We start from the raw sequence: 15,296 nt of genomic DNA, 5'->3' as shown, positions 1-15,296 counted from the left end.
GTTCGACTACAGCCTCGGAACCGCTGCGCCAGTTCTCAGGTGCAAATCCCTCTGTAAGTCCCTTAGAAATAAACAGCAGCCCCGACGAACCCGACGAAGCTGCTGAGCGCATGAGGAGTGAACACTCTTAATCTAAGCCGGGAAACGCTCTCCCAGAGCGACGTTACGGTTTTTGATACGGGGTGGCGCGGCGCAGCAAATGCTGGGGGTTGCCCCCAGACGGATAGGAGCATCCCACTTTCGATGAAACAGTCAACTGGCGAGCTGTCCATTGAGGTAGGCACAGCGCAGACTCAACATGGCATTAACGGAGGCCGTATTCCAGCGAGCACCCGAAATTTGGAGGCGTCGCCCAATCTGTTTGACAGCCGATTCTACGGCTCCTGATCCAATAGAACAGAGTTGCTCAGCCTGGTAGAACCCATAATTCACGATGCGAGAGCGATGGGTGCTCAGATAGGCTTCAAAATTGCGGGCTTGCTTGCGCCGACAGTCGGCAAAGAGGGCCCTGGCGGCTTCCACTTGACCTTGCCATAACAGCATTTCCGCCGCTGCTAAGCGCTTGAGCGACCCACCGACTTTGTAGAGGTTTTCTTTGAGATGGTACCAATCGAGGATTTCCCAACGGGTCTCAACGGTGGTGAGTTGAGCAAACAGATTCCACACCCCAGCGTGACCATCGCCCAGACAGACCAGTGGGGAGAGCAAGCGTTGAGCGCTGAGATAATCAATCAAGCTGTCATTGTCTTGGAAGAAGGCGTTGTAATCAATCCCCTCCACCCGCACCGCTTTGTAGTCTCGCCACGGGCTATCGGACTCTAGCAGGTCACGCAGACGGACTTTGCCGCCATCAATGCTGACCTCACTGACGCCTTGTTTAGCCTCGGCAGACTCGAACGACTGACGCCCCACCAGACGTTGTTGGGTCGAGTGCCCGACCCGCATCCCGGTCAGGGCTACGATGTCATCCTCTGCATCTTGAAACGATTCGTTGGCACTTAAGCGTAGGTTGGCTTTCTCTAGGCCACCACTGAGACGGCTGTAAGCCTTTACGCCTAACCGTTCTGCCTGACTTTGACGAATCTCAAGGACCCCTACCAAACTCTTCAATCGGCGAACCCGGCCTCGGGCGGGGTAGGCTTTCTGGTTGACAAAAAAAGGGCAACTCGAGGGCTCACCTCCTCTAGCATTTGCCGTCGTACAGTCTGCTCGATGCCTTCTAGACTATCGAGCCCCTCTCGGTTGCTATTGCGATACAAAATCTCGGCGATCTCTGCTGTACAAGCTTCCAATCGCTTTTGGTCTTCAGGTGTCCTGGTGAGTCATCCCTGGGGCTACCCTCCCATTCTCACCCTTCGCACTGTTTTCGCGAAAGTGGGATGCTCCCTTTGCTTTGAAGCGAGTGATGTGCCGCGTTTCTATCAGGATTCTCCCTTGCTGTATCGATGGTTAGAGGGTTGGCTCTACGGCTGCACGATTGTTGGGAAACGTCCGTTTGGGTCAGGCGTGGCGGAGTTGATGGATTGGGAGAACAGCGCAATTGATTTTCCAAGGGGCAGCAATGCGGTTGAGTTTTTGGAATCTCTGCTAGCGGATCAGGATTTTTTACAGCAAAACTCCCTCCGAAATCACTGTGAGTGCCTCTTGCGGCACGACTGGCGCTATCGCCTTCGAGATCTGTTGGCGATCGCCAGTTTGCCTTTTCCTGCGAGGCTGGACGCAGAAATTCAAGCGCTGCAACAAAAGGGCGATCGCCTGCTGGAAGAATGCCGCATCCCGATTTATTTTTAATGATTCCATTGCTCAACTTAGAGGCTTAGATTCAAGTAGTTCTCGAATGCTTTGAAGTTCTGAGAGAATCGCCCGCAATAGCTTGTGGGTGGTGGTTTCTGCTGATTCTTGAACATGAATTGTGACTTGTTTCATTCCAAGGATATCGGCTGCAAAGCGGGCGACTTCATTGGGGTGAAACAGGATGGGATCTTCGAGCGTTTGGCGCAATTCCGGGTTGAGCCGCGATGGGTCATAGGGCGGATTTAGGGTATTTGGGTCGGTGTTGGCATAGCGATAGACCGAAGCACGGGAACGATTCAGCACTTTTTGGGCAGCTTCGACGGTCAGCAGTCCTTCGGGGGTGGTGAAAACTCGGTTGTCCATGAATTTGCAGACGAAAATTTTTAAGAATTGCGTTTGTCTTAATTTTATCCGATTCGTCTTACATTGAGTCTACATTTAAGAATAACTATCTCAATGCTAGTCTTTTGATTGGATTTATTGTCTTATTTTAAGTCTAATAAAGAGACTTATTTTCTCTTTATTGGACAAATTTTAGTAGATTTTTATTTCTCTAATTGAAAAAGCAGTTGCGTTTGTCTCTTTTTGGACAAGCACGCTCATTGTTAGACCTATAAAAAGACTTTTAATCTTAAAATGAGTCCTGAAAATGGATTTTTAGTCTCAAATTAATACTCTTTAGGGATATGACTCGACTCCGCTATTCGGATCTGACAATTGAAGTTGCAATCAAACTTCTGCGCTCTTCCGCACGGGCTGTGTTAGGGTTGAGGCGGCAAAACGCCAGAGTTTTTCACCGGAGCAGGGCGATCGCTACAACGTTATCGGTTCAGAAGACTAGCGTTGCCTGACCGCCCAACACGGGTTAAAAAATAGTCCAAATTAAGTCCAGAAAATACACTGCATCTCCAAAAGTCCTGCCAATAAAGAACTCCGTCGATTTGAGTATTTGCGTTATCCGCAGCTAGTCAAAGCGACAAATGACCTGCCGCAACAGGTACTTCAGAACTGCGCTGCAACCCATCAAGTGGGTCAACATCAATAAATCGGGCTGTAGGGTGCTGTTTTGCGTAGCTGCACCGCAAAATCTTGACCCTTTACGCTAGCGCTAACACATCCTACAAAAGGGTATCCATTTACTGTCAACGACCCTGAAGCGAGTTTCTAAAGCAAGTGAAGAATTAGCAGTCACAAAATCCTTGTTCTTAAAAGGGAGTCTTTGAAAAAAGTCTTTACCCCACTATGCAGGGAAATGTTGCATAACATTTCCACTTAAATGTCTGAAATTAAAGCTTATAGAAACCAAGTCTCTCTTTAGATAAGAGCGAACTACGTCTTCAGATGGTCTTACTCACAAGACAGATTCGATATTGTTTAGCTATGAACGAAAGGGCATTCAAAAGCCTGTTGAACTTTAGGAGATTATCTATGAACCTTCTAGCTTGGATCGTGTTGGGTCTGGTAGCCGGTGCGATCGCCAAAGCGATTTATCCGGGTCATCAAGGCGGCGGTATTTTAGGCACACTGCTGCTGGGTGTGATTGGTGCATTTGTGGGTGGTAGCCTTTACAACCTGATCACGACAGGCACTCTAGCGCTCACGGCTACCGGACTTAGCATTGGTGGTGTTTTTATTGCCGTGCTGGGCGCGATTATTGCACTGTTTGTTTACTACTCCGCGACTCGTCGGGCTGTCTAATTACAGTCCTTCGCCAGCAGCATGATTTAGGGCAACTGTTAGGATGGTTGCCTGGTTGCCTGACACAAGTCCCGAAAGCCCAGAAAATTCGTTGTCTTGGGATCGAAGCCCATAGCTCCTGAGTTGGAGCCGGAGGGCTTGGTCAGAGGAGCTTTTGGGCCAGCGTCCCCTACGAGAAATCAGGGGTTTCCAGAGATGTGTCAGGCAGTCAGGATGGTTGCCCTACGTCATTTTCTGAAATTGGTTTTTAGACACCACTTTTATAGCCGTCGATTTTGAGTGTTGAGATTTTGATTTTATTGCCCGTCAATTATATTAAGTGCCTTTACCTATTTCATTGGCAGCGCCACTGAGACAGGCTAATACAAGCTGCTCTTTTTCAGCAGTAGATATTTTGGAACAGATATTTTTTTAGGTATATCGATAGTTTTCACCCTTCTTCTTGAGCTATGTCAACCGACCTACTAATGAGCGAATTCCTTCAGCAATCTAAATCTTCTAAATCTGAAGCAGAAGCAAAAGCCGAGTCCTTAAGGCAGGAGTTGCGAGACTTTGTGCTGGATGCGGAAGATGATGTGGCGATCGCCCTGCTTGACTGACAAAACAGGTTAAAGCTGGAACGAAAGCCATGCGGGAAGCAGAGCATGATTTAGGCTGAGAAGTAACCACACAAACCAGTCAAATCAATGTCACCGACTTCCCGTCTTTATGATGCGTTGAATGATTTTCTGCGTCAATGCGACATGCAGTGGCAGGATGCTCGCCATCTGCAAACACTGTGCTGGATGATCATTGGCATGATTGGAAGCCAAAACGTTCATCTCAATGGATTTGGGGTGTATGTGAGGAGTCGCGCTCAAATGGCTCAATCCCACCAACGCCGGTTTCGCCGCTGGTTGTCGAATCGGCGGATCAATGTCGCGTCCGCTCATCATGCGCTGATTGGGCAGGCTCTGTCCAACTGGCAGACCCAACGACTCTACTTAAGCCTCGATACAACGGTCGTATGGAATTGTTTCTGCATCGTCTGGGTCGCAGTGGTGTACCGAGGAAGAACGGTTCCGGTCGCTTGGAAAGTGGTGGCGCAATCAAGCAGCACCGTCAGGTTGTGGACGATTCAACGGGTACTGCGGCAAGCGCAACGGCTGATGCCCGAGGGTGTCGCGATTGTCCTTTTGGCAGACCGAGGGTTTGCCGATGGCAAGTTGATGAAATACCTCCGGGAGAATCTGGGTTGGCATTTCCGCATCCGCATCAAACGCTCCTTCCAATTTCAGCACCAAGGGCAGTGGCGCCAGGTATCGTCGGTTCAATTGCAACCAGGACAAGCTTACTTTACGCCTGCAGTGTCGGTGGGTAGAACAAAGCCCTACGACAATGTTTACCTTGCCTTTGCCCACGACAAACTCAGCAGCGAGAATTGGACAATTGTGAGTGATGAGCCGACGAACTTGCAGACGTTTGCCCAATATCGACTGAGATTTCAGGTGGAGGAGTCGTTTTTGGATTTGAAGTCCAACGGGTTTAATCTCGAAGCCTCCAGACTCAGAGACAAGGTTGCCCTTTCCCAGTTGTGTGGGGTAATCGCCTTGACGATGCTGTTCTTAGTTCTCCAAGGGGTGCAAGTGGTCGCATCCGGCAAGCGTCGCCAAGTCGATGCTCACTGGAAGCGCGGCATGAGTTATCTCAAGCTGGGCTGGAATTGGATTCGGCTGGCTATCACTCACCAGTGGAAGATTCACGTTTATCAGTTCCTCTCCTGTTCACCTGACCCTCAACCTGCCATCGCATCAAGGCGACAACACGATGACTCCCTAAAGCGTGAATTCACTGTCCTCAGCCGTATTCCAGCTTCTTAGTTTTGTCAGTCAAGCAGGGCGATCGCCCTAGAACGCTACAGCGCTGATCAGCTCCGTCATTGGGCAGCCACAAACCTCCAGGGAATCAGCCGCACCGATTTGGCGATTGACATGTTTTTGACGGAGGGGCAGGTCAATGGGCAATCCGTGCTAGATATTTTTACTCAGAATATCTCTAATCGATCGCAGGACGATCAGGCGTTAGTCGAATCCTGGAAACGGACCTTTAACGGACTGTTTATGGTGTTGCAAGCTGAGGGCGATCGCTACGAGGTGATGAACTTTAGTTTGGACTAATGGTGAAGAGGAAGGCAGTCAATGAGAAGCACCGACTGCCGTAAGGTCAATGAAGTACAACCAACATTGACCCCATGATTTTCAACGAACTTCAGCAATTTCGCCAAACGTTGTATGCCAGCTTGGGAAACGCCAGAGATGCCCTGTTTGATCTGATGGATGCCGTGTTAGTGAGTGCGTGCATCGTGTCGTTTGTGAGGCTATCGCAGAGTCCTGTCTTTCGTCGCCAGTGGTCGAGCACCTATGAAGCGTTGCGCGATAGCCGCCTACCCCGATCAAAGGTGCTGAAGCTGTTGGTGCAGCAGATACCGACTCAGCAGCAACCGTTGTTGGCAGGTGATGCGAGTCGGTGGAACCGTCCTGCTGCCAGGCGTTTGAAAGACCGCACCTTATCAGGCAGAACAGGACATGCCCCGATAGCCGGACAAAACTACAGTACCTTAGCCTGGATTGCTGAAGACAGGGGCAGTTGGGCATTACCATTGCGGCATGAGCGCATCACCAGCTTTGAAACACCCGCCAGTAAAGCGGCATTCCAACTCAAACAAGTGACTCGGCAGTTAGCGGTGCGTCCGTTGGCGATCTACGACCGAGGGTACGGCAATGCCAGTTTTGTCAACCAAACGGCAGGGATTGAGGCAGACTTGCTGCTGCGGGTTACATCCAATCGATGTGTCTATGGCGCGCCCCCAGCGTATCGAGGGCGAGGCGCACCTGCCAAGCATGGACATAAGATGAAACTCAATGACCCTGACACTTGGAGTGTCCCGGTCGAAACCGTTGAAGTCGATGATCCCAACTGGGGACGAGTGCGGGTCAGTCGTTGGAGTGCATACCATTTCCGCAAATCCCCCAAACGGGCAATGGAAGTGTTGCGCGTGGAGGTGCTGGAGACACAGAGCAGCACGCGACGCTTGGCTCCTTTGTGGTTAGTTTGGCTGGGTGAGCAGATGCCTCCGTTAGAAACCCTGTGGTTGCACTACCTCCGTCGCTTTGCCATTGAACACTGGTATCGCTTTGCCAAGCAGAGGCTATATTGGACACATCCCCAGTTCAGTTCTGTATCGGCAACCGAACAGTGGAGCAGCCTGATGCCGTTGCTCAGTTGGCAGTTGTGGTTAGCGCGAAAGGACTGTACTGACCACCCCTTGCCCTGGCAGGCACCGCAAGAAACGTTGACTCCGGGTCGGGTCGCACAAGCGTTTGCAGGCATTTTGGCAGCGATTGGCACCCCTGCTCCTGCGCCTAAACCTCGTGGTAAATCGCCAGGACGAGGCAAGGGGCACAAGCCAACTCCTCGTCCCTGCTATCCGATGGTCAAAAAACGAGCCTCGAAACGCAAGACATCCGAACAATCCCTGAACAGTCCGGTTGCAACAGCAGCTTAACTGCGAGCAGGATTGTATCCAATTCCTTAAGTTCAACTGTTATGAACGGTTGAGCAGATTCTTTATGGCATCCTGTTGAGCATTATTGTGATGCCAGTTAGTCCAAACTAAAGTGATGAATTGGCTCACGGAAAAATACTACTGGGCAAAGCCAGATCGGCTCCACTCTTCAGAAGAACTTTCTCGCCTCAGCCTTGGTGAGATTGTCGTGACCCGCCTCTGGCCCGAAACACCAGATCAGTGGATATTCTCCGGCCCCTTGATGCTGCTTGGAAAATTAGGAAAACCCAAGCTCGCAGTCGCCATTGGCAACTTCAAAAACTGGTTTCCCAATCAGCTCTATGGCGACGCACCAGAGCTATTAGAAGAAGCTTGGACTTCCGTAGAGCGATATCGTCAATACTTTGTGGAATTCTTTGGAACAAATCGCATAACCCTGCCGGGGCAAGAGTTGAACAAGCAGCTCAAAGCTTATCAGGACGAAATGACTCAACGCCGCTTGGGAGAAGCAGGGATTGATGCCTCTAAATCCTTAAAAGAACTGGTCAACGAAGCAGGTCTTTCGGAAGAAGATGTGGCGGAGTCGGCAGAGCTACTAGGAGAAGAAAGTGGAGCAGTCAACCACCTGCTCAATAGCAATCAATCTATCAAAATGGTGATGCCGCCGATCAATTTGCCAGATGATCTGCGTTGGGCAGAAGCGGTGACTGTGTTCGTCCATCCCCGCTGGGGTCAAGCCTTTTTGCAAGACTATGCGCGACTGACCCAACTGCTTGAATCCACAGATGAAGCGGCAACGGCAGGAGCAGACCAAATTCTTCAAAAATATCTGAAAGAAGATGCAGTGAACACCTACGTTTGGCACTGCATGGCAGAAGACTATCCCCAGCCATTGACGGAGGCTTTGCAACGCTGCCTCGATCGCCCATCGTTTACACTGGATGAACTGGACGAGGTTCTGGTAGGCGCTGGTAAATCTGTAGAACCCACGCTGCCGGAGATAGCCAGTGTGCCGATGCATTTGCAAACGCTGTTTGAAGAAGCTTTGCAAGACGTGACCCGCAGTTCTTCCAAGAAAAAGGCAAAGGGTAAACCAAAGCAAAAGTCTGGGTTTGGAGGCCGCTGACTTCGGCTTATTGACCCGCCTCACGTCACGCATACGGAGCATACATAGCGTGTTGAGCGGGTTGCAGGTTCAAGCACCGGCAGCGAAAACGGTTTCAAACCCCGAATCAATGTTTCAATAAGAAACAGGACTTACGCAGTTGGACAATTTCTCGCGGGCTGCGCCCGCGAGAAATTGTCCAAAACCCAAAGAGCTTATCGCAAGTGCGTAAGTCCTGAAGAAAGAACAACCCAGTTTGATGGTGAAGGAGAATAGTTGCAATGGGATTTGTTGCTTACGTGCTAATGCTGGCGATCGCCTTTGGTGGCGCAATTGGTTTGTACTACGCGCTGCGGACAGTGAAGCTGATTTAGGTTGCCTTGAACAAGCGGATTGAGCGCAATCACCCTCGCAGCGATCCGCCATATCTTGATACGCCACATCTTTCCGCCATATCTTATAGAGATCCGCCGTATAGCGATCCGCCACCTGCATTCCCCAAAAAAGCTGGCCCTTCAGCCCATGCGGCTTGAAATGCCAGCTTTTCTGCGTGGAATCACTCCCGCTCGCGCTGGCGCTCCGGAGCCGACAACCCCTCATTCTTATCCCCCGACTGACTCTATGCGTGCATTCAAGCATCTCGACACCATTACCGCGCTGTTTGTCGCAGTGCTGTTAATCTCCAACATTGCCTCCACCAAGATTTTGACCCTTGGTCCGCTTACCTTCGACGGCGGCACGATTCTATTTCCCCTCAGCTATATCTTTGGCGACATCTTGACTGAGGTCTACGGCTATGGGCGATCGCGCCGAGTGATTTGGCTGGGCTTTGTGTCAGCGCTGGTCATGGCAATCACGCTCGCCATTGTGGGGGCGCTGCCACCCGCCGCCGACTGGGGCAACCAGTCCGCCTATGAAACCATTCTGGGGCAAACGCCGCGCATCGTGGCAGCAAGCCTGATTGCCTACATTGCGGGAGAGTTTTCCAACTCCTTCACGCTGGCAAAGCTCAAAATTCGCACGGCAGGACGCTGGCTCTGGCTCCGCACCATCGGCTCCACGCTAATTGGGCAACTGCTCGACACCGGGCTATTTGTGCTGATCGCCTTCACAGGGGTCGTGCCAAACTCCCTGCTGTGGCCGCTCATCGTGTCCAATTATTTATTTAAGTGCGGCGTGGAAATTCTCTTCACCCCTGCCACCTACGCGATTACAGGCTGGCTCAAGCAGGAGGAACAGGAGGACTACTACGATCGCAACACCAACTTCAATCCGTTCCACCTGTCGCAAACGCACCAATAAACCACGAAACGAAGCCTCGGCAGACCAACAGTCGTTAGCCAATGTTAGCCGATCAAAAAAGCGAGAAAACAAAAACACGATGGGTAGACCCTTGCTGAACTAGAGTCTGCCCATCGCGTTTGGGTGAGATGAAACGAGAATGAATCGAACCAGGCGTTTGGCTACTGCACCATGCCACCCGATGCCTGGAACCGAGCGCGAGCCCGCTTGTAAGCCTGCGTCGCACGAAGTTGGTCTTGGCGGGAACCACCACTTTGAACCTGGTTAAGTTTGGCCTGAGCCTCAGTAAAGGCAGTCCGCGCCTCTTCCTGGTTGATCGCATCACCACGCTCTGCACCGTTCACCAGGATCGTAACCTCGTCCTGATCGACCTCTGCAAAGCCACCCATCAGGGCGATCGCCACCCAGTCCTTATTCGCACGGACGCGCATCACGCCCGTATCCAGAGCCGTCAGCATGGGCGCATGTCCGCTCAGCACGCCAAGCTGACCCGTAGTGCTGGGCAGAATCACTTCCTCTGCCGGAGAATCCCAGACCGTTTTGTCTGGCGCAATGACTCGAACAGTTAGCGGCATAACGTTGAATTGGGGTTAGAGAATCAAAAGCGAGTCGAAGGAAATAGCGTTAAAGAAATAGCGCTATGGATCATCTCAAGCCAGGTATGTACAGCGTAAACTGCACATACCCAGCGATTCAAAACATTACTTGCCTTCAGACTTCATCTTTTCGCCCTTGGCGATCGCCTCGTCAATGTCGCCCACCATGTAGAAGGCCCCTTCCGGCAGATCATCCAGTTCACCCGCCAGAATCTTCTTAAAGCCCTGGATGGTTTTATCGAGTGTCACGTACTTGCCAGGGGCACCCGTAAACACTTCCGCCACAAAGAACGGCTGCGACAGGAACTTTTCAATCTTGCGGGCGCGGGCCACCGTCAGGCGATCGTCTTCCGACAGTTCATCTAGACCCAGGATCGCAATGATGTCCTGAAGCTCTTTATAACGCTGAAGCGTTGCCTGCACCGCACGAGCCGTGTTGTAGTGGTCATCGCCCACAATATCCGGCTGGAGCATGGTTGAGGCAGAATCCAGCGGGTCTACCGCCGGATAAATGCCCTTGGAGGCCAAGCCGCGAGACAGCACTGTAGTTCCATCTAGGTGGGCAAAGGTCGTTGCTGGGGCGGGGTCGGTCAAGTCGTCCGCAGGCACGTACACCGCCTGAATGGAGGTAATCGAACCTTCGCGGGTCGAGGTAATCCGCTCTTGCAGCGCCCCCACGTCAGTACTCAGCGTCGGCTGATAGCCCACCGCAGACGGCATCCGGCCCAGCAGCGCAGACACCTCAGAACCTGCCTGCACAAACCGGAAAATATTGTCAATAAACAGCAGCACGTCCTGCTTGTTTACGTCCCGGAAGTATTCTGCCATCGTCAGCGCCGACAGACCCACCCGCATCCGCGCTCCGGGCGGCTCATTCATCTGGCCATACACCAGCGCAATCTTCGAGTTGGCAGGGTTGTCCTTGTCGATTACACCCGACTCAATCATCTCGTTGTAGAGGTCGTTGCCTTCGCGGGTGCGTTCGCCCACGCCGCCAAACACCGACACACCGCCATGCTGGGTCGCAATGTTGTTGATCAGTTCCATCATGATCACGGTCTTGCCCACACCAGCGCCGCCGAACAGACCAATTTTGCCCCCCCGGCGATAGGGAGTGAGCAGGTCAACCACCTTAATCCCGGTTTCAAACACCGAGGGTTTGGTTTCCAGGTCGGTCAGCTTGGGAGCTTCGCGGTGAATCGGCAGTGTTTCCTGCGTTGCCACATCACCTTTGTTATCAACCGGCTCACCCAGTACGTTAAAAATTCTTCCCAGCGTTGCCGTTCCCACAGGCACGTTGATGGGTGCGCCCGTGTCTACTGCCTCCATGCCCCGCACCAGTCCGTCGGTTGAACTCATTGCCACGGCGCGGATTTGGTTGTCACCTAGAAGCTGCTGCACTTCGCAGGTAACCGAAATTTCTTGCCCAGCGGCGTTTTGTCCTTTAACCGTCAATGCATTATAAATCTGAGGCAGGCTGCCACTGGGAAAGCGCACGTCTACGACGGGCCCAATGACCTGAGTAATGTAGCCAATATTAGTTTTCTCTGCTGTGGTGACCATGCTTTCGCCTATCGTCTGATCAGCTTTTTGAGGGGTTCGTGACAGCTTTAACATAACGTAAAATTGCCACTTTTCAGATTATCACTAAACCTGTCACAAAAAGTTCTCAAAATTTTTAGAATCTCCAGTGACGACGCTCTGTAGCCACCTCATCAGAGCTGCTTCAGACCTTCACCGACTGTTCAACCAGTCCCCCAAATCGCCAATAATGAGGATAATTGCTAGGTGCTAGCCATCTGGCAACCTGGCTTGCGTAAAGGATCTATGTATCTATCCTGGACGGTAATTTGAACCTTCCTTCTTTTCTCTGGCTCTGGCGCATTGCGGCCTGGTCGATGGGGCTATCGCTGTTGACCTATAGCCTGCTGGGAATCAGCGGGGTTTGGATGCGGCGTAGTCGTCGTCAGGCGTTCCCCAGACCAGGGTGGCTGCGATCGCTCCACCTGGCGTTAGGCGGGTTGCTGGTGTTGCTGGTGCTGCTGCTGCTAACGATTGGGCTGGTGGGGACGCTGGGCTACTACGGCAGTCTGGGGCATTCGGTGCATCTGGTCGCAGGGCTGACGGTGGTGGCGCTGGTGCTGCTGTCTGCGGGTAGCGCCATGCAGATTGGAGCCGAACGTCCCTGGGCACGATCGCTCCATGTAGGCACGAATCTGGTTCTGTTCCTGGGCTTTATCGCCGTCTCTCTGTCGGGCTGGAGCGTAGTGCAAAAATACCTGCCCTAGTTTTTTCACCTCTGAGTTCTATGGCTACCTCTTCTGCTGAATGGCAATCTCCGCCGTTGCCAGAGTTGCCGCAGGCATTCCGCATTTCGCCGCTGATCCGCTTGACGCTGCTGCTGTTCTATGTCGCGCTGACGGTGCCGCTGCCGTTTTTGGCAAAGGTGACCCAGGCGCCCGTGCCGCCGAGTGCGCTGGCAGTAGCGCTGGGGCTGGGGGCGATCGCTCTCTATGCCGCCCTCAGCGAGCGAGTGATCGTAACCAACACGGGGATTCAGGTTGCCTATCCCCGCTGGGTTCCCGATTTATTGCGAAAGGGCTGGAGCCTCGACTGGTCAGAGATTACATCACTCAAGCCGCGCTCCACCGGCCAGGGCGGGCTGGTTTACTACTTTTTGACTCAAGCAGGCGAGGCAAAGCTGCTGCCGATGCGGGTGGCAGGCTTTGCTCGGCTAGTGTCGCTGGTGCAGACCAAGACAGGCATTGACACGACCGACGTGCGCCCACTGTCTCAGCCGTGGATGTATCTAATTTTGCTGGGGCTGACGCTCCTGCTGCTGTTGATAGACGCCTGGACAATCTGGACCGCGCTGACTGTTGGGATGCCTGCTTAATGCCCAATGCCAGAGCGAATTTCCGGGATAGACCTCTGTTCTGGATAGACCTCTATTCTTCAGTTTCCAGAACTTCTGACGAAGACCGCTCCGGCGCGAGAGGCTCATCCTCGTCCTCTGGCCAGTCGGCGATCGCCTGCACCACAAACGGCAGCCCAGCGCCCCGCAGCCCCCGACGAATCCGCTCCGGCGTGTCCTGAAACACCACAAACAGCGGGTGAGTTTCTTCAGCCGCTTCACTCAGAATGTGCTTGTGACGCGGCGGCATCAGCCATTCATAGCCCTTGTCGAGAAGCACTTGGGTGCGCCGCCAGCGGCTCAGCAATTCCGAAAAGTCCTCATTGGGACGATAGATAAAGACGAAGATTTCTGGCCCGGTTTTCACCTGCCATTCGGGGTCGCACATCAGAATCGCCACATCGCAGGGCAACCGCAGTACCTCACCTGCCGACACCGTTGCCCCGCCCGATTCTGCCGACACACCCGCCTGCCGCACGCGCACCACAGGCAGCGGAATTGTAATCACGCTGTCGTCAGGGCGGCGCATACTGGGCACAGTTTCCAAGTAGGGGCGATATTGCTTGAGTAGGGCGATCGCCCCCCGATGGTCGCTATACTCAGCTAGCAGTTCTTCATAGCGCAGTTGCAGGTTCGCCATAGGATTAGATGAATCGAAGGAGGGCGATCGCTCCAGTTTCGTCCGCCCTCTCTCTGCATCTTGCTTGAGTTCTTACTAAAAGATAGGTTGTCCGGGCAAGAAGCAGCGCTTGTGTGTCCTCGCCTGTTCTTTTGCCTATTTAATTTTGCCTATTTAATATTGTCCATCACCGCAAACATCGGCAGATACATCGCCACCAGAATCGACCCCACCATGCCACCCAAAAACACAATCATGATTGGTTCCATGATGCTAGTCAGCGCCTTTACAGCCTGCTCCACTTCGTCCTCATAGAAGTCTGCCACCTTCATCAGCATCGAGTCGATCTCGCCCGTTTCCTCACCAATACTGATCATCTGGATCGCCATCAGTGGAAACACCTGCTCCCGCTGGAGTGCCAGACTAATCATGCCGCCCGACTGCACCTCCTTTCGCGCCTCATCCACGGCGTTAGAAATTACCTGATTGCCTGCCGTATCGCGCACAATTTCTAACGAAGTCAAGATTGGAACTCCAGAGCGAGAAAGCGCCCCAAACGTCCGGCAAAAGCGAGCCGTCGCGCTCTTTTGCACCAGATCGCCAAACAGCGGCATCTTGAGGAAAAAGCGATCCATTGTTTCCCGACCCACGCGGGTTTTGTAATACTGGCGATAGGCAAAAGCCCCCAGAATCACAATAATCACCAGCGCGATCAGATAAATCGGCGTTCTCAGGAAGTTACTAATATTCAGCATGAACTGGGTAAACGCAGGTAGCTCTGCGTCCAGTTCATCAAAAATATTGGCAAAAATGGGCAGCAAGAAAATTGTCATGCCCAAAAACACCAGAATAGCAATAATTCCTACAGTCACCGGATACGCCATTGCAGACTTGATCTGGTTCTGCAATCGGGCAATGTCTTCCAGCAGTTTAGACAGCCGATTCAGCACGTCATCCAACACACCGCCGACTTCGCCAGCCTGAACCATGCTGACATACAGGTCATCGAAGCACTCCGGATGCTTACGCATCGAATCCGACAGGTTCGTTCCCTGCTGCACATCTGCACTAATGGCCTGGAGCGACTTTTTCAGCTTGGGATTGGGGCACTGATCTGCCAACACTCCCAGACCGCGCACCAGCGCCACGCCTGCGTTGACCAATGCCGCAAACTGGCGAGAAAAAACAGCTTTATCCTTAACCGTGACCTTTGCAAAAGAGTTTTGAATGTCCTTGAGATCAAGCGTGTTGAGCTTTTCAAACAGACTGCGATCCTCAGCCAACTCTTGCACAAACAGGCCCTGTTCCCGCAGCGTGGTTCGCGCTTCAGCGGGAGAGGCAGCGCTGATTTTGCGTTTTACTGGGTTGCCCTTAGAGTCGCGGGCGCGAACAACATAGGTTTGCATAGCGGGGAGGGAGATAGATACGAGACGACGTAAATCAGGAAGTTCGCCAACGGTCGAACGGCAAGGCTGCTAATCGGCAAGGTTCTTGAGTTCCACTTTATCCAAAACCTAATTTTTCGATACCGATTTCGATACCTAGCAGTTTAGTGAAATTCGCAAAGAATGACACAACTCTAGCCAAACTTTGAATCAGCAGGACTTATACACTTGTGATAGGTTTCCTGGGCTTGGAACGATTTCTCGCGAGCGCAGCCCGCGAGAAATCGTCCAACTGCGTAAGTCCTATCAGTAGAAAAACTAGAGGAGCATATGAGGACA

General features: G+C 52.4%; 17 protein-coding genes. 11 read left to right on the top strand and 6 right to left on the bottom strand.

Going from position 1 to position 15,296, the window contains the following annotated elements:
* Window positions 1–252: 252 nt before the first annotated feature.
* Window positions 253–1,292 (bottom strand): ISKra4 family transposase gene (locus HPC62_RS12915; protein ID WP_172355000.1). Its coding sequence is split into 2 segments (ribosomal slippage): window positions 253–1,160 and window positions 1,160–1,292, totalling 1,041 coding nucleotides; the frame shifts between segments, so codons are not numbered across the junction.
* Between the two features lie 115 nt (window positions 1,293–1,407).
* On the opposite strand from HPC62_RS12915, the gene HPC62_RS12910 reads away from it, so the two are divergent.
* Entirely contained in the window at window positions 1,408–1,791 is a 384-nt protein-coding gene (locus HPC62_RS12910) for a glycosyltransferase (protein ID WP_172356266.1), read from the top strand.
* Between the two features lie 12 nt (window positions 1,792–1,803).
* Here HPC62_RS12910 and HPC62_RS12905 read toward each other — a convergent pair whose 3' ends face one another.
* A complete protein-coding gene (locus HPC62_RS12905; protein WP_172356264.1) occupies window positions 1,804–2,157 on the bottom strand; it encodes a resolvase in 354 nt (117 codons plus the stop codon).
* 1,065 nt (window positions 2,158–3,222) lie between these two features.
* Between HPC62_RS12905 and HPC62_RS12900 the strand changes: the two genes are divergently transcribed.
* The 8 genes from HPC62_RS12900 (at window position 3,223) to HPC62_RS12865 (ending at window position 9,443) form a co-directional block, all read left to right on the top strand.
* On the top strand, window positions 3,223–3,492 hold the full coding sequence (locus tag HPC62_RS12900) for a GlsB/YeaQ/YmgE family stress response membrane protein (RefSeq protein WP_172356262.1): 270 nt from the start codon (window positions 3,223–3,225) through the stop codon (window positions 3,490–3,492).
* A gap of 449 nt (window positions 3,493–3,941) precedes the next feature.
* On the top strand, window positions 3,942–4,091 hold the full coding sequence (locus HPC62_RS12895; RefSeq protein ID WP_172356260.1) for a hypothetical protein: 150 nt from the start codon (window positions 3,942–3,944) through the stop codon (window positions 4,089–4,091).
* Window positions 4,092–4,178: 87 nt separating this feature from the next.
* The gene (locus HPC62_RS12890) at window positions 4,179–5,351 is read left to right on the top strand and encodes a transposase (protein WP_172355768.1); all 1,173 of its coding nucleotides are present in this window, start codon (window positions 4,179–4,181) and stop codon (window positions 5,349–5,351) included.
* Window positions 5,352–5,462: 111 nt separating this feature from the next.
* A complete protein-coding gene (locus tag HPC62_RS12885) occupies window positions 5,463–5,648 on the top strand; it encodes a hypothetical protein (protein ID WP_172356258.1) in 186 nt (61 codons plus the stop codon).
* Window positions 5,649–5,722: 74 nt separating this feature from the next.
* A complete protein-coding gene (locus HPC62_RS12880; protein ID WP_172353244.1) occupies window positions 5,723–7,036 on the top strand; it encodes an NF041680 family putative transposase in 1,314 nt (437 codons plus the stop codon).
* Window positions 7,037–7,151: 115 nt separating this feature from the next.
* On the top strand, window positions 7,152–8,162 hold the full coding sequence (locus HPC62_RS12875) for a hypothetical protein (RefSeq protein ID WP_172356256.1): 1,011 nt from the start codon (window positions 7,152–7,154) through the stop codon (window positions 8,160–8,162).
* Between the two features lie 260 nt (window positions 8,163–8,422).
* Window positions 8,423–8,515 (top strand): cytochrome b6-f complex subunit PetL, encoded by a 93-nt coding sequence (petL, locus tag HPC62_RS12870; RefSeq protein ID WP_068514956.1) that lies wholly within the window; start codon window positions 8,423–8,425, stop codon window positions 8,513–8,515.
* Between the two features lie 247 nt (window positions 8,516–8,762).
* Window positions 8,763–9,443 (top strand): queuosine precursor transporter, encoded by a 681-nt coding sequence (locus HPC62_RS12865; RefSeq protein ID WP_172356254.1) that lies wholly within the window; start codon window positions 8,763–8,765, stop codon window positions 9,441–9,443.
* 161 nt (window positions 9,444–9,604) lie between these two features.
* Here HPC62_RS12865 and atpC read toward each other — a convergent pair whose 3' ends face one another.
* On the bottom strand, window positions 9,605–10,018 hold the full coding sequence (gene atpC / locus HPC62_RS12860; RefSeq protein WP_172356252.1) for an ATP synthase F1 subunit epsilon: 414 nt from the start codon (window positions 10,016–10,018) through the stop codon (window positions 9,605–9,607).
* A gap of 126 nt (window positions 10,019–10,144) precedes the next feature.
* Window positions 10,145–11,602, bottom strand: coding sequence for a F0F1 ATP synthase subunit beta (gene atpD / locus HPC62_RS12855; protein ID WP_172356250.1), 1,458 nt, complete (start codon window positions 11,600–11,602; stop codon window positions 10,145–10,147).
* 287 nt (window positions 11,603–11,889) lie between these two features.
* Here atpD and HPC62_RS12850 point away from each other — a divergent pair, with 287 nt between their 5' ends.
* Together HPC62_RS12850 and HPC62_RS12845 are read left to right on the top strand one after the other, a co-directional pair.
* Window positions 11,890–12,327 carry a DUF4079 domain-containing protein gene (locus HPC62_RS12850; protein ID WP_172356248.1) on the top strand — a complete coding sequence of 146 codons (438 nt, stop codon included), beginning with the start codon at window positions 11,890–11,892 and terminating at the stop codon, window positions 12,325–12,327.
* A 20-nt stretch (window positions 12,328–12,347) separates the two neighbouring features.
* On the top strand, window positions 12,348–12,935 hold the full coding sequence (locus tag HPC62_RS12845) for a hypothetical protein (RefSeq protein ID WP_172356246.1): 588 nt from the start codon (window positions 12,348–12,350) through the stop codon (window positions 12,933–12,935).
* A gap of 52 nt (window positions 12,936–12,987) precedes the next feature.
* On the opposite strand, the gene HPC62_RS12840 is transcribed toward HPC62_RS12845, so the two are convergent.
* On the bottom strand, window positions 12,988–13,593 hold the full coding sequence (locus tag HPC62_RS12840; protein WP_172356244.1) for a hypothetical protein: 606 nt from the start codon (window positions 13,591–13,593) through the stop codon (window positions 12,988–12,990).
* Between the two features lie 149 nt (window positions 13,594–13,742).
* Window positions 13,743–14,978, bottom strand: a complete 1,236-nt coding sequence (locus HPC62_RS12835; RefSeq protein ID WP_172356242.1) for a type II secretion system F family protein — start codon at window positions 14,976–14,978, stop codon at window positions 13,743–13,745.
* Window positions 14,979–15,296: the final 318 nt, after the last annotated feature.

This window comes from Thermoleptolyngbya sichuanensis A183 (assembly GCF_013177315.1).
GTDB lineage: Bacteria > Cyanobacteriota > Cyanobacteriia > Elainellales > Elainellaceae > Thermoleptolyngbya > Thermoleptolyngbya sichuanensis.
Note: the sequence above shows the minus strand (reverse complement) of the source record. Positions and strands in the feature narration are given on the sequence as shown.